The organism is Nonomuraea sp. NPDC051191, from assembly GCF_044455665.1.
Taxonomy (GTDB): domain Bacteria; phylum Actinomycetota; class Actinomycetes; order Streptosporangiales; family Streptosporangiaceae; genus Nonomuraea.
In genome coordinates, this window is sequence record NZ_JBITEZ010000007.1 from 397,465 (window position 1) to 419,989 (window position 22,525).

The window sequence follows — 22,525 nt, forward strand, 5'->3', positions numbered from 1 at the left end:
CCGCTGGGGAGGATGCGTGACCATGCTGAGCCATGAGGCGAACCGCTTCGACTGGCTGATCACCGACTTCGTGCGCAACACTCCGGGGGTCGCGCACGCCGTGGTCGTCTCCGCCGACGGCCTGTGCCTGGCGGCCTCCGAGGGCTTCCCGCCGGACCGGGCCGACCAGCTCGCGGCGGTCTCCGCCGGCCTGCTGAGCCTGACCGTGGGCGCGTCCAGGGTGTTCGAGGGCGGCTCGGTGTCGCAGACCGTCGTCGAGATGCAGCGCGGGCTGCTCCTGGTCATGGCGATCAGCGACGGCTCCGTGCTGACGGTGCTGGCGGGTCCGGATTGTGACATGGGGCTGGTGGCGTACCAGATGACGCTGCTGGTAGACAGAGCGGGACAGGCGCTCACGCCGGCCCTGCGCGCCGAACTCCAGGCCGCAAGGACCCGGTGATGTGATGGAACTGATGGGAGAGGGCCGTGTACGGCAGTGACGGGACCGGGGACGACGAGCCCCTGTTCCGTCCTTACGCGGTGACCGGCGGCCGTTCCGAGCCGCGGTATCACCTCGCGATGGAGACGTTGATCTCATCGATGTCGATCCCGGACGACGAGATGGCCATGCTCACCCCCGAGCAGGAGGCCATCATGCAGTTGTGCAGGACGTTCCGGTCGGTCGCCGAGATCTCGGCCCTGCTCCGCGTCCCGCTGGGCGTGGCGAGGGTGCTTGTGGCGGACATGTCAGACGAAGGTCTCGTCCGCCTGCACCAGCCACGCCTCAGCCAGGGACAACCAGACCTCAACATGCTCGAAAGGGTGCTCAGTGGACTTCGCAGGCTCTAGCCCCGGGCTCACTTCGACGAAGATCGTCGTCGCTGGTGGGTTCGGCGTCGGCAAGACGACGTTCGTGGGGGCGGTGTCCGAGATCCTCCCGCTCACCACGGAAGCGGTGATGACCGACGCGTCCGCGGGCATCGACGACCTCGGGTTGACGCCGAACAAGCAGACCACGACCGTCGCCATGGACTTCGGCCGCCTCTCGCTCGACCGCGACCTGATCCTGTACCTGTTCGGCACGCCCGGACAGCACCGGTTCTGGTTCATGTGGGACGACCTGGTCCGCGGCGCGATCGGTGCGGTGGTGCTGCTCGACACCCGCCGTCTGGCCGACAGCTTCCCCGCGATCGACTACTTCGAAGAGGCCAAGCTGCCCTTCGTGGTGGGCATCAACGGCTGGGACGGCCAGTTCATGCACACCGACGAAGAGGTGCGCGAGGCGCTGGCTCTGGGCTCGCACGTGCCGATCGTGCGCACCGACGCGCGTAACAGGGAGTCGGTCAAGTCGACGCTGATCTCGCTCGTCGAGCACGTCGTACGGCTGCGCGCGGCCCCCGTCCGCTAGTCGCCGACCGCCCACGGGACGCTCTCCAGCGAGTTGAGCACGGGCACCAGCGCCCGCTCCTCATAGTCGAAATGGGCCTCCAGCTCGGCGGCGACGCGTTCGATCGTCGCCGGGTCGCCGGCCGCGCGCAGCTCCTCGACCAGCGCCGCGATCACCTCGTGCTCGCGGCGCAGCCGGTCCAGCGGCCCCTTCAGCTCCGGGCGCGTCCCCTCCAGGAACGGGAACGCCACCCGGTCCTCGCCGGAGTGGTGGAAGCTCAGCGCGTCGCAGAAGGTCAGGCAGTGGGCCCGCAGGTCGTCGGTCACCGCCTCGCCCGCGCGCAGCTTCGCCAGCTCGCCCCTGAACCATTCGTGCACCTTGACCAGCTCGTCCCCGAAGGCCCGCACCCGCTCGTCCACGTCACTATCCTTTGCCTCAGACCACGACGTTTTTGCTTTGCAAGCAAAGCTAATTTAGGCAGCAAGGTATTGGCGATGTCAACCGACGGCTTGAGCGTGGACGAAGGCATCAGGACGCTGCTGCTCCTGATGCCGCGCATGGTGGGCCGGGCCAAGCGGCTCAAGGTGCCCGAGGCGCTGCGGTCGTTGTCGCTGGCCCCCCGGCACCTGTCGTTGCTGGCCTACCTGCTGTTCGACGGTCCGACGACGGTCAACGAGCTGGCCGGGCGGCTGGAGGTGGCGCCGGCCACCGTGAGCCTGATGGTGGGCGAGCTGAGCAGGAAGGGCGTGCTGGAGCGCCGCGAGGACGACGCCGACCGGCGCCGGACGATCGTCAGCATCGCCCCGGCCCACCAGGAGGCGATCACCGAATGGCTCGGCTACGGCGCCACGGCCTGGCGGGCCGCCCTCGACCCGCTGACGCCGCAGGAGCGGCAGACGTTCGTGCGCACCCTGCTGGCCTACGAGCAGGCGCTGTCAGGGCGATGACCTGCTGTTGACCAGCACCTCGACGCCGTCGAGCACGCGCTGGAGGCCGAACTCGAAGGCGTGCTCGGGGCTGTAGGGCGCCTGGAGCTCCTCCCCGGCCGCCTGGCCCACGCGCGAGGCCGTGGGGAACAGGGTGGGGTCGGAGATCCGGCTGAGGAAGGGCGCGTGCGCGGCCCACCACTGCTGGTCCGTCATGCCGGTCAGGCTCTCGGCCTGGGCGGCCTCCACCGCGCCCCTGGCCGTGCCGTGCACGAAGCCGGTGACCAGTGTGATCACCGAGTCCATCTCCAGGTCGGTCAGGCCGATGCCGTCGATGGCGCGCAGCTCGTAGTCGTACTTGGCGGTGACGTTCGGGCCGAGGACCGGGCGGCTCGATGCCACCTGGAGCAGCCACGGGTGGCGCAGGTAGAGGGCGAAGTTCTCGCGGGCGATGAGCTCCAGCCGGTCGCGCCAGCCGCCGGGCACGTCCTCGGGGCGGGCGGTCTCGCCGTAGACGGTGTCGAGCATGACGTCGAGCAGCTCCGGCTTGCCCGGCACGTACGTGTAGAGCGACATCGTGCCGACGCCCAGCTTCTCCGCCACCCGGCGCATGGACAGCGCCTGCAGCCCTTCGGCGTCGGCCACGTCGATGGCGGCGCGGACGATGCGCCCGACGCCCAGCTCCGGTTTGCCCTTGCGGCTGGCCCGCTCGCTCGTCCGCCACAGCAACGCCAGACTGCGCGCCGGATCGCCCTTGCCCGGGTACTCAACTGTCACCCTCGTACGGTACACCGTACGGTTGCCGTCTTCGATCGTATGTTGTACGGTACGCCGTACGATTCAATCGGGAGGTGGCCATGTCCGCAGTGCTCGCCCAGGGCCTGCGCAAGACGTACGGCACGAAGACCGCGCTGGACGGCATCGACCTCGACGTGCCCGCGGGCACGGTCTACGGTCTGCTGGGGCCCAACGGCGCGGGGAAGACCACGACCGTCCGCATCCTCACCACGCTCCTGCGCCCGTCGGACGGCCGGGCCCAGGTGGCCGGGTTCGACGTGACGGCCGAGCCCCGCCGGGTCCGCGCCGCCATCGGCCTGGTCGGCCAGCAGACGGCCGTGGACGAGATCCTGACCGCCCGCCAGAACCTGGAGCTGTTCGGCCGCCTCTACCACCTGAGCGCGTCCGCCGCCCGCGCCAGGGCCGCCGAGCTGCTGGAACGCTTCGGCCTGGCCGAGCACGACGGCCCGGCCAAGGAGCTGTCCGGCGGCCTGCGCCGCCGCCTCGACCTGGCCGCGAGCATGATCCTGGCGCCGCCCGTGCTCTTCCTCGACGAGCCCACCACGGGCCTCGACCCGCGTAGCCGCGCCGGGATCTGGAGCGCGGTGCGCGAGCTGGTCGCGGGCGGCACGACCGTGCTGCTGACCACCCAGTACCTGGAGGAGGCCGACCAGCTCGCCGACCGCGTCGCGGTGATCGACTCCGGCCGGGTGGTGGCGGAGGGCACTCCTGAGGCGCTGAAGTCCAAGCTCGGCGGCGATCGGCTCGACGTGGTGATCAACGACCCGGCGCGGCTCGACGAGGCGGCGGCGATCCTCTCGGCGACGGCCTCGGGCGCCGCCGAGCTCGACCGGGACACCCGGCACGTCAGCGCCCCGGTGGCCGACCGCGTGAGCGCGCTCACCCGGGTCCTGCCCGCGCTGGCGGCGGCCGGCATCGAGGCCGAGGACGTCGCGCTGCGCCGGCCGACCCTCGACGAGGTCTTCCTGAACCTGACGACCACCGGAGGCGACCGATGACCGCACTCAGATGGGCGCTGGCCGACGGCTGGACCGTCGCCCGCCGCGACCTGATCCACTGGGCCAACCAGCCCATGACGGTGGTCTTCGGGGTGCTCTTCCCCGTGGTGATCACCCTGGCGTTCGGCTACCTGTTCGGCGGCGCGGTCGAGGTGCCCGCGGGCGCGGACTACTTCGCCTTCCTCATGCCCGGCATGTACGGCATGACGATGCTCTTCGGCCTGAGCTCCACCATGATGGCCGTGTCCGCGGACGTCGCCAAGGGCGTCACCGACCGCTTCCGGTCGATGCCCATGGCGCCGTCGGCCGTGCTGATCGGCCGGGCCGTCGCCGACCTGCTCAACTCGGTCCTGATCCTGGGCGGGCTGCTGCTCTGCGGCCTGGCGGTGGGCTGGCGACCGGCGAGTGCCGGGGGAGCGCTCGGCGCGGTCGGCCTGCTGCTGCTCCTGCGCTTCTCCCTGTTGTGGGCGGGCATGTACCTGGGCCTGCTCACCCGGGAGCCGGGCGCGGTGGTCGCGATCCAGACGCTGGAGTTCCCGATCGGGTTCCTGTCCAACGCCTTCGTCGCGCCCGGCACCATGCCCGGCTGGCTGGGCGCGATCTCGGAGTGGAACCCGCTCTCCTCCACGGTCGCCGCCGCCAGGGAGCTGTTCGGCAACCCGGGCTGGGGCGGCGACTCGTGGGTGGCCCGGCACGCCGTGCCGATGGCCGTGCTGTGGCCGGCGGCGATCACCGTCGTCTTCTTCGTCCTGTCGGTACGGCTGTACCAGCGCATGGACCGGTGAGGACGGCTCAGGCGCGGCGGTGGAAGTCCACGGGGTCGGGAGGCAGGGGGGTGTTGCCGAGGATCAGGTCGGCGGACTTCTCGGCGAGCATCATGACCGGGGCGTAGATGTTGCCGTTGGTGACGTACGGCATGGCGGAGGCGTCCACGACGCGCAGGCCGTCGAGGCCGTGCACGCGCATGGTGCCGGGGTCCAGCACGGCCAGGTCGTCCACGCCCATCTTGCAGGTGCACGACGGGTGGAGGGCCGTCTCGCCGTCCTTGGCGACCCAGGCCAGGATCTCCTCGTCGGTGCTGACGTCCGGGCCGGGGGAGAGCTCGCCGCCGTCCAGGCCGGCCCAGGCGGGCTGGGACAGGATGGCGCGGGCGTGCCTGATGGCCTCCACCCATTCGCGGCGGTCCTGCTCGGTCGAGAGGTAGTTGAAGCGGAGCGCCGGCTTGTCGCGGGGGTCGGCCGACCGGATGCGCACCGAGCCGCGGGCGTCGGAGTACATCGGGCCGATGTGCACCTGGTAGCCGTGGCCGCCGGCCGGGGCCGAGCCGTCGTAGCGCACGGCGATCGGCAGGAAGTGGAACATCAGGTTCGGGTACGCCACGTCGTCGTTCGAGCGGATGAACCCGCCCGCCTCGAAGTGGTTCGTGGCGCCGGGGCCGCGCCGCAGGAACAGCCAGTCGGCGCCGATGAACGGCCGCCGCCACATGGCCAGCGACGGCTGCTGCGAGACCGGCCGGGTGCAGGCGTGCTGGACGTAGACCTCCAGGTGGTCCTGGAGGTTCTCGCCGACGCCCGGCAGGTCGTGCACCACCTTGACGCCCACGGACTCCAGGAGCGCCTTCGGGCCGACCCCCGAGAGCTGGAGCAGCTGGGGGGTGTTGATCGCGCCCCCGCACAGCACGACCTCGCGCGCCTCGATGCGCTCGCCGCCGCACTGGACGCCCACCGCCCGCGTGCCCTCGAAGAGCACCTTCTCCACGTGGGCCCGCGTCCTGACCGTGAGGTTGGGACGGCGGCGCACCGGATGCAGGTAGGCGCGGGCCGCGCTGAGCCGCCGGCCCCGGTGGACGTTGCGGTCGAAGGCGGCGAACCCCTCCTGGCGGTAGCCGTTCACGTCGTCAGTGAGGGGGTGACCGGCCTGCTGGACGGCCTCGAAGAACGCCTCGAACAGCGGGCCGCGGGCCGGGCCGCGCTCCAGCTTCAGCGGGCCGTCGTCGCCCCGGAACGGCGAGCCGGGGTCGGCCAGGCAGTTCTCCATGCGCCTGAAGTAGGGCAGGCAGTGGGCGTAGTCCCAGTTCTCCATGCCGGGATCGGCGGCCCAGCGCTCGTAGTCGAGCGGGTTGCCGCGCTGGAAGATCATCCCGTTGATGCTGCTGGAGCCGCCCAGGACCTTGCCGCGGGCGTGGTAGATGCGCCGGCCGTTCATGTGCGGCTCGGGCTCGGACTCGTACTTCCAGTCGTAGAACCGGCTGCCGATGGGGAACATCAGCGCGGCCGGCATGTGGATGAAGACGTCCCAGAGGTAGTCCGGCCGGCCCGCCTCCAGCACCAGCACGGACACCGACGGATCGGCGCTCAGCCGGTTGGCCAGGGCGCAGCCGGCCGAGCCGCCGCCCACGATGACGAAGTCGAAGCTCAACGCGGGATCCAGTCCTTCCACACGATCTTGTTCTCCTCCACCCACTGCCGGGCGGCCTGCGCGGCGGACTTCCTGCCGTTGAGCATGTCGCTCGCCACGGCGTTCTGGTTGTCGTTGGTCCAGGTGAAGTTGCGCACCAGCTCGTACGCCTTCCCGCCGCGCTCGGCGAACCGCCTGCTGACGATCTTGTCCAGCAGGTACGGCGGGTAGTCGCAGGCGACCTTGGCGGGCACGTCGTCGCAGCCGATCGCGTACGCGGGCAGGTTGACCTTGACCAGTTTGACCCTGGTGAACAGCCATTGCGGCTCGTAGAAATACATGAGCAGGGGCGTGCGATTCTTCGTCGCGGACTGCGCGGCCTTGATCAGGGCGTCCTCGCTGCCGGAGTAGACGACCTTGTAATCGAGGTTGAGGTTCTTGATGAGAGCCTCGTCGTTGGTGACGAATGCCGGATCCCCGTCGAGCACCTGACCCAAATTTCCGGTTTTGGAGGTCCGGAATAGGGGGGCGTACTTGTTCAGGTTCCGATAGTCGGTTATGTCGGGATATTTCTTGGCCATCCACTCGGGGACGTACCAACCGATCACACCTTTGTTGCCGGTGAGGCCGGCCGACAGCGCCACCTTCTTCTGCTCGATGTACTCCTTCTTCAGGTCGTTGTGTCCCCAGTTCTCGACGATCACGTCGACCTTGCCGGATTCGAAATCGCGCCAGGAATCGCTCTCGTTCATCTTGCGCGTGTTGACCTTGTAGCCCAGCTCGTGTTCGAGCAGGTAGGCCAGGACGGCGGCCTGGGCCTCGTACCCGACCCAGGCGTGGACGTCGAGGTTGACCGTCCCCTTGGGCGCGGCCCCGGTCTCGGGGGCGCCGCCGGAGCAGGACGTCAGGAGCAGGGCCGCGAGCAGCGGCCCGATCAGCTTCTTGGTTCGCATGAGAGGTCTCCGCGACCGCGACCCCTCCGGCGCGCGGCCGGAGGGGGCACGGTCAAGAGGGGTCACTTGGGGATCCAGCCCTGCCACTTGGCGGTGTTCGCCTCGACCCACTTCTTGGCGGCCTGCTCGCCGGTCAGGCCGTTGTTGGTCATGTCGTTGGCGACCGCGTTCTGGTCCTCGTTGGTCCAGCTGAAGTTCTTGACCAGCTCGTACGCCTTGCCGCCGGTGTCGGCGAACTTCTTGCTGACGATCTTGTCGAGGTCCAGCTCGGCGTAGTCGCAGGCGACCTTCTTGGCGTCGGCGTCACAGCCCTCGGTGTACGGGGGCAGGTTCACCCGGGTCAGCTCGACCTTGTCGAACAGCCAGTGGGGCGTCCAGAAGTAGAACAGCAGCGCCTTCTTCTGCGCCTGCGCCTGCTCGGCCGCCTTGAGCAGGGCCGCCTCGCTGCCGCCGGTCACCACCTTGTAGTTCAGCTTGAGGTTCTTGACCAGGGCCTCGTCGTTGGTGACGTAGCTGGGGTCGCCGTCGAGGAGCTGGCCCTTGCCACCGGACTCCGACGTCTTGAACAGGTCGGCGTACTTGTTCAGGTTCTTGGAGTCGGTGATGTCCGGGTACTTGTCGGCCATCCACTTGGGCACGTACCAGCCGATGACGCCCTTGTTGCCGGTGGAGCCCGCCGAGAGCGCGACCTTCTTCTCGTCGATGAACTTCTTCTTCAGGTCCGGGTGACCCCAGTTCTCGATGATGACGTCGACGTCGCCCGTCTCGAAGCCCTCCCAGGCGACCTGCTCCTTGATCTCGGGCAGCTCCACGTCGTACTTGAGCTCGTTCTTCAGCAGGTAGGCGACGACGTTCGCGCTGGCCTCGTACCCGACCCACGGGTTGATCGCGATCTTGACGGTGCCCGTCGTCGCCGCGCCGGAGGTGGCGCCGGTCGACGGGGCGGCGGAGCTGGGGGAGGTCTCCACCTTGGCGCCACCGCCGCAACCCACGGCGGTGAGGCCGACAACGAGCAGGCCTGCGAGCAGGCGAATCTTCATGTGCGCTTCCTCTTTCGGGGGGAAGGGCGCCTGTCGGCGCCCTGCGTGATGCGGTCGAGCATGACTCCGAGCAGGACGGTCGCGATGCCCGCCACGAAGCCCATGCCGAAATCCGTGCGCTGGGAGAAGCCGACGACCACGTCGTAGCCGAGCGCGCCCGCCCCGACCAGGCCGCCGACGACGACCATGGCCAGCGTCATCACGATGCCCTGGTTGGCCGCGAGCAGGATGGCCCGTCGCGCCATCGGGAGCTGCACCTTCCACAAGAGCTGGCCAGGGGTCGAGCCCGCCGACGCGGCCGCCTCGACGACCGTGGCGGGCACCCCTCTGATGCCGTCCTCGACCAGGCGCACCACGGGCGGCACCGCGTAGATCACCGAGGCGAAGATCGCGGTGAACCGGGTCGTCTCGAACAGGGCCAGCGCCGGCAGCAGGTAGACGAACGCGGGCATGGTCTGGGCGGCGTCCAGCAGCGGGCGCTGGATCGCCGAGTAACGCGGCGAGCGGGCCGCGGCCACGCCCAGCAGCAGGCCGACGACCAGGGTGACGAACACCGCCACCGCGACCGTGGTCATCGTCTGCATGGCGTGCTCCCACACGCCGAGCAGCGCGATCGCCAGCAGGCAGCCGAGCGCGGTCAGCGCCGGACGCAACCCGCTCACCCGCCAGGCCAGCGCCAGCACCGCGAGGGCGATCAGCCACCACGGTGCCGAGATGAGCAGGCCTTCCAGCGGGTTGAGCAGGACGGCCGAGGTCAGATCCTTGACGAACGTCGTGACCGGGTACCAGGTCGTCTCGGCCCAGCGCACGGCGTCGTTCACCGCGCCGGCGAAGGTGACGGTCAGGCCGTCCGGCCAGCCCGCCGGCAGCGCGAACCCGGCCACCACCCCCACGCCGGCCAGCGCCGCCGCGACCACCAGGTCGAGCCGGCCGGCCCTCGCGTGCGCCTGGCGGCGGGCCACCGACATGAGCATGCGGTCGAGCACCACGGCCATGACCACGATCGCCAGGCCGGCCGGGAGCATGATGCCGACCTGGGCCCGCGACAGGCCGCGGATGATGTCGCCGCCCAGGCCGGGGGCCGAGATCAGGTTCGCGATCACCACCATGGACAGCGCCATCATGATGGTCTGGTTCACCGCCAGCGCCATCGTCGAGCGGGCCAGCGGAAGTTGCACCTTGAACAGGGTCTGCCGGCGGGTGGCGCCCAGCGACGCCGACGCCTCGACCGCCGTGGCGGAGACCCCCTCGACGGCCAGCGCCGTGATGCGGATCGCGGGCGGGATCGAGTAGATCATCGTCGCGATCGCCCCGGCCGGCGCGCCGATGTGGAAGAACAGCACGAGCGGCGCCAGGTAGGCGAACGTCGGCATGATCTGCATGACGTCGAGCACCGGCGTCAGCACCCGGCGCACCCGCGCCGACAACCCCGCCCACACGCCGAGCGGCACGCCGACCGCCAGCGACAACAGCACCGAGGCCGCCACCAGCGCCAGCGTGTCCACGCTCGACTGCCACAGCCCGAGCACCCCGAACGCGCCCACGCCCGCCGCCGCGAGCAGCGCGACGCGCCGGCCACCGGCGAGCCAGCCGAGCGCGCCCAGGACGCCGATCAGCCCCGGCCAGTTCAGGGCCGTGAGGACGGTCTGGAAGAAGGTGTAGACGCCGTCGACGAACAGCCGGATGTAGTTGAGGAAGTACAGGAAGAGCGGGCTCTCGTTCCGGTGGTCGTCGATCCACTCGCGCAGGTCGGTGACCGCCAGGAACTGCGGCGCCTCCTTGTCGTGCGGCAGCGTGCCGGTGTCCCGGAAGAGCAGGTACGCCACGGCGAACAGCACCGCGACCCCGGCCGGACCGGCCCACCTCGGGATCCTGAGCCTGCCGGGGGCGCTGACCGCGGTGGTGCTCACGCGCCTGCCCTAACCGCCGCGTCCTCGCCGGCCAGGAAGGACAGCAGGTCCACGCGGTCCACGACGCCGGCCAGCTCGTCGCCGTCCATCACCCGGATCGGGCGGGAGGAGGCCGAGGCCGCGGCGATGGCGTCCTTGATCAGGGTGGTGACGGGGAGCTGCGGGCCGTCCAGCGGCTCGCCGGGCTCGGGATCGCGGCGGATCCAGCGCAGCGTCAGCACGTGGCTGCGCGGCACGTCCCGGACGAAGTCGGCCACGTAGTCGTCGGCCGGCGCGCCCACCAGCTCCTCGGCCGTGCCGAGCTGCACGATCGAGCCGTCGCGCATGATGGCGATCCGCTCGCCCAGCTTGAGCGCCTCGGACAGGTCGTGGGTGATGAACACCATCGTCTTGCCGACCTCGCGGTGCAGCCGGATCACCTCGGCCTGCATGTCGCGCCGGATCAGCGGGTCGAGCGCGCTGAACGGCTCGTCGAACAGCATCACCTGGGGATCGACGGCCAGCGCGCGGGCCAGGCCGACACGTTGCTGCATGCCGCCGGAGAGCTGGTCGGGATAGGCGTCGGCGTGGCCGTCGAGGCCCACGAGGGAGAGGATCTCGGCGGCCCGCGCGTGCCTGGCCGCCTTGGCGGTGCCCTGGATCTCCAGACCATAGGCAACGTTGTCAACGACCTTACGGTGCGGCAACAGCCCGAAATGCTGGAAGACCATGCTCACCTGGTGGCGGCGCAGCTCGCGCAGCCGGGCGGGGGAGGCGCGGCCGACGTCCTCGCCGCCGATCCTGATCTCGCCGGCGCTGGGCTCGACGAGCCGGGTCAGGCAGCGTACGAGGGTGGACTTGCCGCTTCCCGACAGGCCCATGACGACGAAGACCTCGCCGGGGCGCACCTCGAAGCTCACGTCGCGGACGGCGGCGGTGCAGCCGGTCCTCTCTCGCATCGCGGCGGGGTCGAGGTGTCTGTCCTCGCTGTCCAGCACCTTTTGCGCCCTGGATCCGAAGATCTTCCAAAGCCCGTCGACGCTGATAGCCGCGCTGTCGGGAGAATCCCGCACCCTCGCCTCCTCGATTGCCGGGGGCTCAACATATGCGGTGAATAACGCAAATCTCAACGCTGTGACCCGTGAGAGACCTGGCCGCTCCTCCGGTGTTATGTGCTTGGAACGCGCTAATCGCCCATATGTGGACATATAAACAGATGGCGGGTTATTTCTGGCCGGACGGAGAGCGAGATGGGGCTCCAGCTTCTCGTCTCACTGGACACAGAAGTTGAATTGCGTCCCGATATGTGCGGGTGGCCACGCCCGCTTAGGATGTGTTCCAATTACCCGCACTTGCTGATTTCTCTCAAGGGGCACAGCCCTGACAAATACGCCGATTCGGGCGAGGTGCGTTCGGTGACAACACAGCTGGGCGAGAGGCAGGCCGCCGAAGGCAACTGGCGCCTGCGCAATTGGCGCGTACGTGCGCGCCTGGTCGCCCTCATCCTGGTGCCGACGGCCGCCGCCGTGCTGCTGGGCGGCGTCCAGGTGCTGTCCTCGACGGGCGCCGCCGCCGACTACGACCGGACGAACCGATTAGCCATGCTCTCGGAGCAGGTGGGCGACCTGACCCACCAGCTCGCCGGCGAGCGGGCCAAGACCGCCTGGTACATCGCCAGGAACCGGCCCGTCGTCGGGATCGGCGCCGTCCAGTCCCAGATGGACCAGGTGGACGTCGCCATCAAAGAGGTACGCGGCACCGCCCAGCAGATCCTCGCCGACGTCGAGGGCCGTACCGCCGACCAGATCGAGAACATGCTCAGCCGCCTGGACGACCTGACCTCGCTGCGTCAGCAGGCCCTGGACGCCAACCTGCTCCCCGGCCCCGCCGTCGACCTCTACACGACGGTGATCAACGAGCTGCTCTCCATCCACACCGAACTCATCAAGGGCAGCTCCGACGACGAGCTGTTCCGCCAGACCCGCATGCTGGACGGCCTGGCCCGGGCGAAGGAGAGCGTCTCCTACCAGCAGGCGCTGCTGACCACCGTCCTCGTCGAGGGCGCCTTCGGCCAGGACCAGCTCAAGCGCTTCCTCGGCGAACTGTCCAGCGAGAACGCCGAGCGCCAGGGCTTCGCCGCAGAGGCCACCGCCGACGAGCGCCGCTTCTTCGACGAGACCGTGAACGGCCGCAGCGCCGACCGCATGCTGTTCCTGCGCGAGCTCGTGCTCATCAGGGCGTCGGCCTCGCTGCCGCTGCGCGGGCTGGACCTGGCCAAGCGCGACGACGCGAAGGAGTGGTTCGACGCCTCCAACGTCGTCGTGGACTCCATGCGCACGGTCGAGCAGCGTCAGGCCGCCGGGATCGTGGCGCGCAGCCGTACGCTCAGCGGCGAGGAGCAGCAGCGGGCGCTGGTCATCGCGGGCGCGGTGCTCGCGTTGCTCGTCGCCGTCCTGCTGATCACCACCGGCGTGGCCAGGTCGCTGGTCCGGCCGCTGCGCAGGCTGCGCGGCGAGGCGCTGGAGATCGCCGGGCACCGGCTGCCGGACTTCGTCCAGCATCTGCGCGAGTCGCGCGACGGCGCGGTCAACGCCGAGGTGCCGCCCATCGGCATCTTCTCCAAGGACGAGGTGGGCGAGGTCGCCCGCGCCTTCGACGAGGTGCACCGCGAGGCCGTGCGGCTGGCGGGCGACGAGGCGCGGCTGCGCTCCAACGTCAACGCCATGTTCGTCAACCTGTCGCGGCGCAGCCAGACCCTGGTCGAACGGCAGCTCACCCTGATCGAGCGCCTGGAGCGCGGCGAGCGCGACGACGAGCGCCTGGGCGACCTGTTCAAGCTCGACCACCTGGCCACCCGCATGCGCCGCAACAGTGAGAACCTGCTGGTCCTGGCCGGCCAGGAGGCCGCGCGCAAGTGGAGCGAGCCGGTCGAGCTCATGGACATCGTGCGCGCGGCGCTCGGCGAGGTCGAGAGCTACGACCGGGTCAGCGTCCAGGTGCAGTCGGACGTCGCCATCGCCGGGCAGGCCGTCACCGACGTGGTGCACCTGCTGGCCGAGCTGGTCGAGAACTCGGTCTCCTTCTCCTCCAGGGACACCAAGGTGATCATCTCCAGCAGCCGCATCGATGGCGGCGGGCTGATGGTCTCGGTGACCGACAACGGCATCGGCATGACCCCCGAGGAGCTGGCCGAGGCCAACTGGCGGCTGGCCAACCCGCCGGTGGTGGACGTGTCCGTGTCGCGGCGGATGGGCCTGTTCGTGGTCGGGCGGCTCGCGCTGCGGCACAGCATCAAGGTGCAGCTCCGCCGCCAGGACATCGGCGGCCTGACCGCGATGGTGCTGATCCCGGAGATGCTGCTCACCGCCGTCCCGGGCGCGACGGCCGGGCCCCTGCACGGCTCGATGGCGGCGCACGGCTCGATGGCCGGCGGCGTCCAGGCCGCCATGACGGGCGCGGGACGGCCGGAGCGCGGACGGGCCGAGCCCTTCCACAACGCCGAGCCCTTCCAGAGCGCCGAGCCCTTCCACAGCGCGGAGCCCTTCCAGAGTCCCGAGCCGTATGCGCCGCCCACGGCCCCGATGCCCGCCTACGGGCACCCGTCGTTCGACGCCATGCCGTTCCCGCCCGCGTCGCCGGCCGAGTCGTCGCCGTCCCCGTCCGGGGCGGCGTCGGAGTCGTCGTGGTTCACCTCGACCGCGTCGCACTCGGTCGAGCTGCCGCAGCCGGACGCGCAGGGCACGTCGTACCCGTCGTTCGCCACGGGCCCCGAACCGGCCGAGCCGGCGGCCACGAACGAGTTCCTGCCGATCTTCGCCTCGGTCGAGGAGAGCAGCTGGTTCAGCAAGGCCGCGCCGACCGCCGACCGGCGGGACCCGTCCTGGTCATCGCCCGCCGACCAGGGCTGGCAGGCGGCGAACACGACCGCCGAGCCCGCCAGGAGCGGCACCACGAACTCCGGCTTGCCCAGGCGCACGCCGCGAGCGAATCTGGTGCCGGGCACCGCTGTCCCCCAGCCGCCGCCCGCACCAGTTCCTCCGCTGTCCCCTGACCGGCTGCGCAACAGGCTGGCCAGCTACCAGCAGGGCGTGCGCAAGGGCCGCGCCGAGCTAGAGGAGGACTGATGAAGGAGCTGAGCCAGGGGGCCAGGGACATCAACTGGCTGGTGAGCGCGTTCGTCGAGGAGGTGCCCGGCGTGGCCCACGCCGTGGTCGTCTCCGCCGACGGGCTGCCGATGGCCTTCTCCCGCGGCTTCCCCAAGGACCGGGCCGACCAGCTCGCCGCCATCGCGGCCGGATTGGTCAGCCTCACGCAGGGGTCGGCGCGGGTCTTCGAGGGCGGCGGCGTCACCCAGACCCTGGTGGAGATGGAACGCGGGCTGTTGCTGGTGATGTCCATCAGCGACGGCTCGTGCCTGGCGGTACTGGCCGCGCCCGACTGTGACATGGGCCTGGTGGCGTACCAGATGACGATTCTGGTGGAACGCACGGGGCAGGTGCTGACCCCTGCCGTACGGGCGGAGTTGTCATCCGCGCGCCCCTGGTGATGGGAGTGGACGTTGGCATCGTGGCATGACCGTGAGCCGGAGCCCGAGCGCAGCTCGCTGGTGCGCATGTACGCCGTCACCGGCGGCAGGACGGCGCCACGCACCGGCTTGGCCATGGAGGCGCTGGTCTCGTCGGCGACCTCCGCGCGGCTCGGCATGACCTACACCCGCGAGTTTCGCGCCATCAGCGAGCTGTGCCGCCAGGTGCGCTCGGTGGCCGAGATCTCCGCGCTGCTGGCCGTCCCGCTCGGCGTCGCGCGGGTGCTGGTCGCCGACATGGAGGCCGACGGGCTGGTCAAGATCTACCAGCCGCAGCTTGAGGCCGGCCTGCCGGACAGGAGGCTGCTCGAAAGGGTCCTGAGCGGGCTCCGCCGCCTCTGACGCCCGTGCCTACTGGGCGTTCCACCAGTGCGCGGCCACCAGTTCGGCCACCAGCGTCTCGGTGAGCAGCGCCACGTCGGGGTCGTCGTCGTGCGCGTAGCGGATCGCCGCCGCGGCCTCCTTCACCTCGCCGCCCACGGAGATCACCGTGGAGCCGCGCTCGCGCACCCAGTCCATGGCCTGCCCGTCGTAGCGGGAGCCGGGGAAGAGCAGCGCCCGGTAGTCGAGGGTCTTGGTGAGGTAGACGTCCACGTGCGACCAGTCGCCCGCCTCGCAGGCGTCGGCCGCGCGGCGCGGGCCCTCGCGGAGCATCAGCGCCGACTGCTCGGCCGACGACAGCCGCTCGGCCGGGGCGATCGTGTAGACGCCGTCGGGGCCGTCGAGCAGCTCCAGGGTCGGCGGGAGCCAGTCGTCGCGGCGGTCCAGCAGGTCGCCGGTGGCCTCCGCGGCCCGGTCGAGCAGTGCGGGCAGGTCGCGTCCGGCTCCGGTGAGGCGGGCTTCGAGCGCCAGCAGCAGGGCCAGCGTGTGCTGGAACGTCCGGCAGGCCACGCCGCCGCGCTCCTCGCCCGCGCTCATGGGGACCACCAGGTCGGCCGCCTCGGTGACGGGCGAGCCGGGCACGTTGGTGATCGCGGCCACGTACGACGGGCCCCCGGCGTAGCGGGCGAGCGCGTCGAGGGTCTCGCGGCTGCCGCCGGTGGCCGAGATCGGCACGACCAGCGTGCCGGGACCGGCCGGGTAGGTCGCCGCGGCCGAGGCGTAGTCGGCGTAGGCGTCCACGCCGGCCGCGCGCAGGCGCAGGGCCGCCACCCCGGCGGCGTACCGGGAGCTGCCCATGCCGAGGAACAGCACCCGGCGCACCCCTTCCGGCAGCCCGGCGAAGGGGTCGGCCGTGCGCAGCCCGTCGGCGAGGGCGGCCAGGGCGGCGGGCTTGGCTTCCAGGTCGGCCAGGTAGAGCTCGGAATTCACGGCAGGTTCTCCTCGGGGTACCAGGTGCGCAGCACGCCCATGGGGGCGTAGCGCCAGCGGGGCAGGTGGCGGGCGGCGTAGATCAGCTCGCGGCACTCCTGCTCGACCTCGAACGGGCGCAGCAGCGTCTCGTCCAGGAGGTCGGGCCGGCCCTTGTCGGACAGGCGGCGGCGGTAGGCGGCCAGCAGGCCGGCGCGGGCCTTCGCCGCCCAGGCCGCGGCGTGGGCGGACGGGGTGCCCCGGCGGACGATCGCGACCTGGGCCACGTGCTCCAGGCTGGTGGTGAGCTGGGCGACGTCCCTGGCGGCCGGCTGACGGGCGGCGGTGTCGGCCACGGTGGGGTTGCCGTCGAAGTCGATCACGGCGTACCCCTCGCGCCACCGCAGGATCTGGCCCACGTGCAGGTCGCCGTGGATCCTGATCGACGGGCCCGTGATGCCCGCCCGCAGCGGCTCCAGCTCGCGGGCCAGATCGGCGGCCCGCGCGGCCAGCCACTCGCCGTCGGCGCCGTCGGTGAGGGCCAGGGCCTCGGCCAGCGCGTCCGCGGCGCGCGCCGCCGGGTCCGCCTGCCGCCCGGACGAGCCGCCGGGCAGGGTGGCCAGCGCCACGTGCAGGTCGGCGGCCAGGCGGCCGAGCTCGCCGGCGAACTCCGTGCCGCCCGACTCGGCCTCGTCCACGCACCACTCCCAGCCGTCGCGCGCCTCGGGCAGGTAGCCCGTCACCAGCGCCAGCAGCTCCTCGCCGGCGTCCGACGCGCGGGTCAGGGCCAGGTAGGGAGGCGCGGTGCCGGCGAAGCCGACCTCGACGAGATGGGCGAAGATCTCGGGCGTCGGGTGGGGGAGCGGGACCGGCGGGGTCAGCCACTTCACGACCACCCGCTCGTCCACCACGACCGAGTGGTTGGTCTGGTCGACGTGCGCCCCGAAACCGCGCTCGGCGGCCGTCGCCGCGAGGACGGGAAGGTCATGGAACCGGCGGACGGCGAACGGGGACGGCGGGTCGTGCGCCAGCGCGCGCAGGAGGCTCGTGGACAGGCCGTGGTCCCGGTCGGAGACGGGCTCCTCCGCGAGGGCAGCGAGCCGACGCACAATTGAATCCCAGTTCAACAGATTGCCCATGGTTCCCGATCGACGTGTGGGTAGGAAGTCTCGCTCATGTTGATATCGGCTGCAACTTGGTCCGGCCGCCGGTAATCGGAGCGGGTCATCGCATTAGCGCAAATGCCGCCTCGCCAGGCAGGAGGGTACTGTCCTGATCGAGGTGGTCACTCCGGATTTCCGGAGGGGGGCGCCTGCGGGCGGACGGCTCGTCCCGACCGGTCCGACGGGGACCGTGGCGGCGAAGTCGATCGGACCGGCCCGGCCCGGCGACGCCCCTCATCCCGCCCTGGGCGGATCCTGATCCTTCGCCCGATTCTTGAGCCCCCGCCAGGTACCGCACGCTCCCGAACCGCTAGATTACGGCTGGGAGAGATGGCGCGAAGAGCGCGGCCCAAAGGCGGTCCGTACGCGAGGTGAGAGGCCCCTCACGGACCGGGATGAGGCGACTCCGTTATTGAATCCAGATTCAACACTCTGATCAAACTTCCTGGTAGCAATGTCGGGAAAAGTCTTGCTCATGTTGATTTCTGCTGCAACACTCCTGCTCTGGTCTGCCGTGTCCAGTAAGGTCGCGCGACCCCTCAATCCTCAGCACCAGAAGGAGTAGCGGCCGTGTCCCGTAACCGGTTCACCCGTCGTCTTCCGGCCGCCGTGGCGGTGGCCGGCCTCGCGCTAGCCGTCGCGGCGTGCGGCGGTGAGTCGTCGACCAGCTCAGACGGCACGACCGCGGCCAAGGCAGAGCAGCTCCAGCCCAACGCCGACCTGACCAAGCAGTCGCTCAAGGTGACGGTCTGGCCGGGTTACACGCCCGAGGAGCTGCCCGAGAAGGTCAAGCAGCAGCTCAAGGTCAAAGAGATGGCGATCACCAACCACGACACCAACGAGCTGGCGATGGCCAAGCTGACCGCCTCCGGCGACAGCGGCATCGACGTCGCGTTCGTGTCCGGTCAGTACGCCCAGGCGCTCAACGCCCAGGGCCTGCTGGAGCCCATCCACGCCGAGCTGATCCCCAACCTGGCCAATCTCTACCCCGAGGCCACCCAGCTCTCCTACGACAAGGGCAACAAGTACTCGGTGCCCTACACCTGGGGCACCACCGGCATCTGCTACCGCAGCGACCTGGTGAAGACGCCGCCGACGAGCTGGAACGACATCCTCAAGCCCGCGTCCTGGGCCGAGAAGAAGGTCACCATGATGACCACCGAGCGCTGGCTGGTCCTGCCCGCGCTCAAGTCGCTCGGCTATTCGGTCAACACCGAGAAGGACGAGGAGATCGCCAAGGCCAAGGAGCTCCTGGTCTCGCAGAAGCCGCACCTGCTCTCCTACGACGACACCACCTTCGGCGACAAGCTGAAGTCCGGCGAGGCGATCATGGTCGAGGCGTGGGACGGCTGGTGCCCCACCACGGACGAGAAGCAGAACATCAAGTTCGTGGTGCCGAAGGAGGGCAGCGACCTCTGGGTGGACACCATGGTGATCATGAAGTCCTCCAAGAACAAGGAGGCGGCCCACGCCTTCATCAACATGATCCTCGACCCGGAGATCCACCGCTGGGCGGCCGAGAACATCAACTACAAGGTCCCCAACAAGGCCGCCATGGACAAGGTGACCATCGCCAAGGGCTCGCTGCTGGACATCAAGCCGGCGGAGCTGCTCAACGGTGAGTCGATCATCGACCTGGGGCAGGCGTCGACCAAGTTCAGCCGCCTGTCGCAGGAAGTCACGGCCGGATAGTCGTTGGTGCAGTGAGATCCGAGGTCAAGGCCCGGCCGGTGTCCCGTAAGCGGGGTCGCCGGCTGGGCGCGTTCGTTTTCCTTTCGCCAGGTCTGACGTACCTGGTCGTGCTGCTCCTCGTGCCGCTGGGGCTGGTGCTCAGCTACACGGTCTTCCAGCGGGGGCGCTTCGGCGGCATCTTCTACGAGTTCACGCTGGAGAACTTCCAGCGCCTGTTCGACTCCCTCTACCTGGGGGTCGTCGGCGACTCGCTGAAGATGGCGGCGATCGCCACGCTGATCGCGTTGCTGCTCGGCTACCCGACGGCGTACCTGATCGCCCAGCTCCCGCCGAAGTGGAAGACGATCGCCCTGGTGGCGATCGTGCTGCCCTTCTGGACGAACTTCATCATCCGCGTCTACGCGTGGATCATCATGCTCAGCGGCCCGGGGCTGATCAACTCCCTGCTGGGCACGAAGCTGGAGCTGCTCTACACCCAGGGCACGATCGTCGTCGGCCTGCTCTACTCGTACCTGCCGCTCATGGTGCTGCCGCTGTACTCCTCGATCGAGAAGCTCGACCCGCAACTGCGCGAGGCGTCGGCGAACCTCGGGGCCTCGGCGTTCACCACGTTCAGGAAGGTGACGCTGCCGCTCACGCTGCCCGGCGCGCTGACCGGGGCGATGTTCGTGTTCGTGCCGAGCTTCGGCAACTTCGTCATCCCCGAGATGCTCGGCGGCAGCAAGTCGATCATGGTGGGCAACCTGATCCGCAACCAGTTCCTGACCGCGCGCGACTGGCCGTTCGGCTCGGCGCTGGTGCTGGCGCTGATCGCCCTACTGGTCCTGCTGCTGCTCGTCCAGGCGTGGGCGGCCCGCCGTGCGTAGGCCCAAGCTGCTGTACGTGCCCTTCTGGGCGACCTACGTCTTCATGTACGTGCCGATCATCGTCCTGGTCGTCATGTCCTTCAACTCCGGCAAGTCGGCCTACACCTTCGAGGGCTTCAGCCTGAAGTGGTACGGCGAGCTGGCCGCCGACGAGAAGGTCCGGGACAGCCTGGTCAACACGCTGATCGTGGCCCTGGGCTCGACGGCGATCGCCACCGTGCTCGGCACGCTGCTGGCCGTCGGCCTGGCCCGGTACACCAGGTCCAAGATCCTCGACGCGGTCGCGCTCATGCCGGCCGTGCTGCCCGACCTGGTGCTCGGGATCGGCCTGCTGGTCCTGTACGCCCTGATCAACAACTTCCTGGCCCAGTGGGACGCCCAGTTCGCGCTCGGGCTGCCCACGGTGACCCTCGCGCACGCCCTGTTCTCCATGGCGTTCGTCGCGGCCGTGGTGCGCACCCGGCTCACCGGCGCCGACCCCTCGCTGGAGGAGGCCTCGCGCGACCTGGGGGCCGGGCCGGTGGTCACGTTCATGAAGATCACGCTGCCGCAGCTCCTGCCCGGGATCGTCGCCGGGGCGCTGCTGGCGTTCACGCTGTCGCTGGACGAGTTCGTGATCGCCTTCTTCACGATCGGCAACGCCGAGCCGACGCTGCCGATCGTCATCTACTCAATGGTTCGTTTCGGGGTGACCCCGAAGATCAACGCGCTGGCCGCGATCCTGCTCCTCGTGAGCTTCACGGCAGTGATCGCCGGGCAGCGGATGACCAAGATCGGGAGATCGCGTGCTCAGGATTGACGGGATCACCCGCAGGTTCGGTGACGTCACCGCGCTCGACGACGTCTCGCTGGAGATCGAGCAGGGCGAGTTCTTCGCCCTGCTCGGGCCGTCCGGCTGCGGGAAGACCACTTTGCTGCGCATCATCGCCGGGTTCGAGTCGCCCGACGCCGGCACGGTCACGCTCGACGACGAGGACCTGCTGGCCAAGCAGCCCAACCGGCGGCCGATCAGCCTCATGTTCCAGTCGTACGCGCTGTTCCCGCACATGACCGTGGCCAAGAACGTGGCCTACGGCCTGGAGCGCGAGAAGCTGCCCCGGGCGGAGATCAAGCAGCGCGTCGGCGAGGTGCTGGAGACCGTGGGCCTGTCGGCGCACGCCTCGCGCAAGCCCGCCCAGCTGTCCGGCGGACAGCGGCAGCGGGTCGCGCTGGCGCGTTCCATCGTCAAGCGGCCGCGTCTGCTGCTGCTCGACGAGCCGCTGTCGGCCCTGGACAAGAAGGTCCGCGCGGACATGCAGCTGGAGCTCAAGCGGCTCCAGCACGAGGTCGGCATCACCTTCGTGGTCGTCACGCACGACCAGGAGGAGGCCATGTCGCTGGCCGACCGCATCGCGGTCTTCGACAGCGGCACCGTGCGCCAGGTGGACGCCCCCGTCGCCCTGTACGAGCGCCCGCGCTCGCCGTTCGTGGCCGACTTCGTCGGGGCGAACAACCTCTTCGAGGGCGTCTACACCGGCCTGGACGGGATCAAGAGCGACGAGTTCGGCATGCTGGCCGGAACGCCGCTCGACGAGCTCGCCGCCGACACCAAGGCGCTGCTCGCGGTCCGTCCCGAGAAGATCGAGCTGGCCGACGAGAACGCGGCCAGGGGCCTGAAGGGCAGCGTCCTGGACGTCAGCTTCTACGGCGGCGTCTCACACATCTCCGTGGACGTGCCGGGACGGGCCAAACCCGTGCTCGCCGCCGTCCAGGGAGCGAGCACGGTGCAGCCCGGCGCCAAGGTGAAGGTGCGCTGGGAGACCCAGGACGCCGTCATCATGACGGTCGATCAATGAGCCAGGTCGTTGCCCGTCGCCGCCCGCGCGTACGACAGGATCAGCTCGGCCGCCTCGTCGGGCCCGATCAGCGGGTGGCGGGCGGTGATGCGGTAGCCGTAGGCGTCCTCCAGGGCCACCAGGTTGCGCGCGACGGTCACGGAGTCGGCCGTCAGCCGGAAGACCCCGAGCGCGGCCCCCGTGTCCAGGATCGCCTGGTACATCGACACCTGGCGGTCGTACAGCGAGGTGAGCAGCACGCCGTAGACCCGGTGCCGGCCCGCGGCGCCGCCCAGCTCGTTGAGCAGGCGCACGTCGGGGTCGAGCGGCCCGGTCGGCAACCCCGACCGGATCGTGACGACCAGCTTCTCGACCGGGTCGGTGAAGTCGGCCAGGCGGCGCATGCGCAGCTCGTAGAAACGTTCCATGCCCGCGTGCTGCGCCTCGACCAGGAGTTCGCCCAGGTCGGGGTAGTGGTAGAGCACGGCTCCGGAGGTCAGGCCGGCCTCCTCGGCGACGTGCGAGAGCTGTACTCCGTCGATTCCATGACGGATGATGGCTCGGCGCGCGGCCTCGATCAAGTCGATGCGCCGGTCACTACGGCTTTTGCGCTGGGCCACGACCACCACCCCCCGTGCGTTTGGTCACCATTCAGATCGGCCGTGACCATAGTGCACTTAACTTGCGCTTCACGCTAGATGAGTATTTGAATTCCTCTTCAATTTGACGAGTTCCCCCGGAGTTCACG

Annotated in this window: 23 protein-coding genes; 13 read left to right on the top strand and 10 right to left on the bottom strand. The window is 69.9% G+C overall.

Translation table 11 applies throughout. The features are described 5' to 3' along the window. Nucleotides 1-22 precede the first annotated feature (22 nt). Genes ACIA8R_RS22750 through ACIA8R_RS22760 form a run of 3 tightly spaced genes read left to right on the top strand, consistent with a single transcriptional unit; the run spans nt 23 to nt 1,387 of the window. Nucleotides 23-439 carry a roadblock/LC7 domain-containing protein gene (locus ACIA8R_RS22750; protein WP_357695326.1) on the top strand — a complete coding sequence of 139 codons (417 nt, stop codon included), beginning with the start codon at nt 23-25 and terminating at the stop codon, nt 437-439. A 26-nt stretch (nt 440-465) separates the two neighbouring features. Next, nucleotides 466-828, top strand: a complete 363-nt coding sequence (locus ACIA8R_RS22755) for a DUF742 domain-containing protein (protein WP_125631446.1) — start codon at nt 466-468, stop codon at nt 826-828. Continuing rightward, nucleotides 809-1,387: an ATP/GTP-binding protein gene (locus tag ACIA8R_RS22760; RefSeq protein WP_357695329.1), complete on the top strand. Its 579-nt coding sequence runs from the start codon at nt 809-811 to the stop codon at nt 1,385-1,387. Before ACIA8R_RS22755 ends, ACIA8R_RS22760 begins: the two co-directional genes overlap by 20 nt. On the opposite strand, the gene ACIA8R_RS22765 is transcribed toward ACIA8R_RS22760, so the two are convergent. Next, the gene (locus ACIA8R_RS22765) at nt 1,384-1,785 is read right to left on the bottom strand and encodes a hemerythrin domain-containing protein (protein WP_397040193.1); all 402 of its coding nucleotides are present in this window, start codon (nt 1,783-1,785) and stop codon (nt 1,384-1,386) included. The genes ACIA8R_RS22760 and ACIA8R_RS22765 overlap by 4 nt on opposite strands. A 75-nt stretch (nt 1,786-1,860) precedes the next feature. On the opposite strand from ACIA8R_RS22765, the gene ACIA8R_RS22770 reads away from it, so the two are divergent. Then, nucleotides 1,861-2,313 (top strand): MarR family winged helix-turn-helix transcriptional regulator, encoded by a 453-nt coding sequence (locus ACIA8R_RS22770; protein ID WP_357695333.1) that lies wholly within the window; start codon nt 1,861-1,863, stop codon nt 2,311-2,313. Here ACIA8R_RS22770 and ACIA8R_RS22775 read toward each other — a convergent pair. Beyond that, a complete protein-coding gene (locus ACIA8R_RS22775) occupies nt 2,302-3,069 on the bottom strand; it encodes a TetR/AcrR family transcriptional regulator (RefSeq protein WP_397040195.1) in 768 nt (255 codons plus the stop codon). The genes ACIA8R_RS22770 and ACIA8R_RS22775 overlap by 12 nt on opposite strands. Nucleotides 3,070-3,149: 80 nt before the next feature. Here ACIA8R_RS22775 and ACIA8R_RS22780 point away from each other — a divergent pair, with 80 nt between their 5' ends. Together ACIA8R_RS22780 and ACIA8R_RS22785 are read left to right on the top strand one after the other, a co-directional pair. Beyond that, complete coding sequence (locus tag ACIA8R_RS22780) at nt 3,150-4,088, top strand: ATP-binding cassette domain-containing protein (protein ID WP_357695337.1); 939 nt, start codon at nt 3,150-3,152, stop codon at nt 4,086-4,088. Next, a complete protein-coding gene (locus ACIA8R_RS22785; protein ID WP_397040197.1) occupies nt 4,085-4,873 on the top strand; it encodes an ABC transporter permease in 789 nt (262 codons plus the stop codon). Before ACIA8R_RS22780 ends, ACIA8R_RS22785 begins: the two co-directional genes overlap by 4 nt. 7 nt (nt 4,874-4,880) lie before the next feature. Here the strand turns inward: ACIA8R_RS22785 and betA are convergent, their stop codons facing one another. The 5 genes from betA to ACIA8R_RS22810 all read right to left on the bottom strand — a co-directional run bounded on the left by betA (nt 4,881) and on the right by ACIA8R_RS22810 (nt 11,365). Further along, nucleotides 4,881-6,527, bottom strand: a complete 1,647-nt coding sequence (gene betA, locus ACIA8R_RS22790) for a choline dehydrogenase (RefSeq protein ID WP_397040198.1) — start codon at nt 6,525-6,527, stop codon at nt 4,881-4,883. Further along, the gene (locus ACIA8R_RS22795; protein WP_364101929.1) at nt 6,503-7,438 is read right to left on the bottom strand and encodes an ABC transporter substrate-binding protein; all 936 of its coding nucleotides are present in this window, start codon (nt 7,436-7,438) and stop codon (nt 6,503-6,505) included. Before ACIA8R_RS22795 ends, betA begins: the two co-directional genes overlap by 25 nt. A gap of 62 nt (nt 7,439-7,500) precedes the next feature. Then, nucleotides 7,501-8,478 carry an ABC transporter substrate-binding protein gene (locus tag ACIA8R_RS22800; RefSeq protein ID WP_364101932.1) on the bottom strand — a complete coding sequence of 326 codons (978 nt, stop codon included), beginning with the start codon at nt 8,476-8,478 and terminating at the stop codon, nt 7,501-7,503. Then, entirely contained in the window at nt 8,475-10,388 is a 1,914-nt protein-coding gene (locus tag ACIA8R_RS22805) for an ABC transporter permease (RefSeq protein ID WP_397040200.1), read from the bottom strand. The genes ACIA8R_RS22800 and ACIA8R_RS22805 overlap by 4 nt, the downstream gene beginning before the upstream one ends. After that, nucleotides 10,385-11,365 carry a betaine/proline/choline family ABC transporter ATP-binding protein gene (locus ACIA8R_RS22810; RefSeq protein ID WP_357695348.1) on the bottom strand — a complete coding sequence of 327 codons (981 nt, stop codon included), beginning with the start codon at nt 11,363-11,365 and terminating at the stop codon, nt 10,385-10,387. The genes ACIA8R_RS22805 and ACIA8R_RS22810 overlap by 4 nt, the downstream gene beginning before the upstream one ends. A gap of 417 nt (nt 11,366-11,782) precedes the next feature. Between ACIA8R_RS22810 and ACIA8R_RS22815 the strand changes: the two genes are divergently transcribed. The 3 genes from ACIA8R_RS22815 to ACIA8R_RS22825 are packed head-to-tail and all read left to right on the top strand — an operon-like array spanning nt 11,783 to nt 15,294. After that, nucleotides 11,783-14,491, top strand: coding sequence for a nitrate- and nitrite sensing domain-containing protein (locus tag ACIA8R_RS22815; RefSeq protein WP_397040202.1), 2,709 nt, complete (start codon nt 11,783-11,785; stop codon nt 14,489-14,491). Further along, nucleotides 14,491-14,913 carry a roadblock/LC7 domain-containing protein gene (locus ACIA8R_RS22820; protein ID WP_352321436.1) on the top strand — a complete coding sequence of 141 codons (423 nt, stop codon included), beginning with the start codon at nt 14,491-14,493 and terminating at the stop codon, nt 14,911-14,913. The genes ACIA8R_RS22815 and ACIA8R_RS22820 overlap by 1 nt, the downstream gene beginning before the upstream one ends. A 12-nt stretch (nt 14,914-14,925) precedes the next feature. Then, the gene (locus ACIA8R_RS22825) at nt 14,926-15,294 is read left to right on the top strand and encodes a DUF742 domain-containing protein (protein ID WP_364101944.1); all 369 of its coding nucleotides are present in this window, start codon (nt 14,926-14,928) and stop codon (nt 15,292-15,294) included. Nucleotides 15,295-15,303: 9 nt separating this feature from the next. Here the strand turns inward: ACIA8R_RS22825 and ACIA8R_RS22830 are convergent, their stop codons facing one another. Both ACIA8R_RS22830 and ACIA8R_RS22835 read right to left on the bottom strand, forming a co-directional pair. Then, on the bottom strand, nt 15,304-16,263 hold the full coding sequence (locus tag ACIA8R_RS22830; protein WP_397040205.1) for an SIS domain-containing protein: 960 nt from the start codon (nt 16,261-16,263) through the stop codon (nt 15,304-15,306). Beyond that, on the bottom strand, nt 16,260-17,351 hold the full coding sequence (locus ACIA8R_RS22835; RefSeq protein WP_397040207.1) for a hypothetical protein: 1,092 nt from the start codon (nt 17,349-17,351) through the stop codon (nt 16,260-16,262). The genes ACIA8R_RS22830 and ACIA8R_RS22835 overlap by 4 nt, the downstream gene beginning before the upstream one ends. 624 nt (nt 17,352-17,975) lie before the next feature. Here ACIA8R_RS22835 and ACIA8R_RS22840 point away from each other — a divergent pair. Genes ACIA8R_RS22840 through ACIA8R_RS22855 form a run of 4 tightly spaced genes read left to right on the top strand, consistent with a single transcriptional unit; the run spans nt 17,976 to nt 21,798 of the window. Then, complete coding sequence (locus ACIA8R_RS22840; RefSeq protein ID WP_357695358.1) at nt 17,976-19,097, top strand: spermidine/putrescine ABC transporter substrate-binding protein; 1,122 nt, start codon at nt 17,976-17,978, stop codon at nt 19,095-19,097. 11 nt (nt 19,098-19,108) lie between these two features. Next, a complete protein-coding gene (locus ACIA8R_RS22845) occupies nt 19,109-19,963 on the top strand; it encodes an ABC transporter permease (protein ID WP_397040209.1) in 855 nt (284 codons plus the stop codon). Continuing rightward, the gene (locus ACIA8R_RS22850) at nt 19,956-20,762 is read left to right on the top strand and encodes an ABC transporter permease (RefSeq protein WP_357695362.1); all 807 of its coding nucleotides are present in this window, start codon (nt 19,956-19,958) and stop codon (nt 20,760-20,762) included. Before ACIA8R_RS22845 ends, ACIA8R_RS22850 begins: the two co-directional genes overlap by 8 nt. Further along, nucleotides 20,749-21,798, top strand: a complete 1,050-nt coding sequence (locus ACIA8R_RS22855; protein WP_364101957.1) for an ABC transporter ATP-binding protein — start codon at nt 20,749-20,751, stop codon at nt 21,796-21,798. The genes ACIA8R_RS22850 and ACIA8R_RS22855 overlap by 14 nt, the downstream gene beginning before the upstream one ends. On the opposite strand, the gene ACIA8R_RS22860 is transcribed toward ACIA8R_RS22855, so the two are convergent. Beyond that, entirely contained in the window at nt 21,792-22,397 is a 606-nt protein-coding gene (locus ACIA8R_RS22860; RefSeq protein ID WP_357695366.1) for a TetR family transcriptional regulator, read from the bottom strand. The two genes, ACIA8R_RS22855 and ACIA8R_RS22860, sit on opposite strands and share 7 nt — an antisense overlap. Nucleotides 22,398-22,525 lie beyond the last annotated feature (128 nt).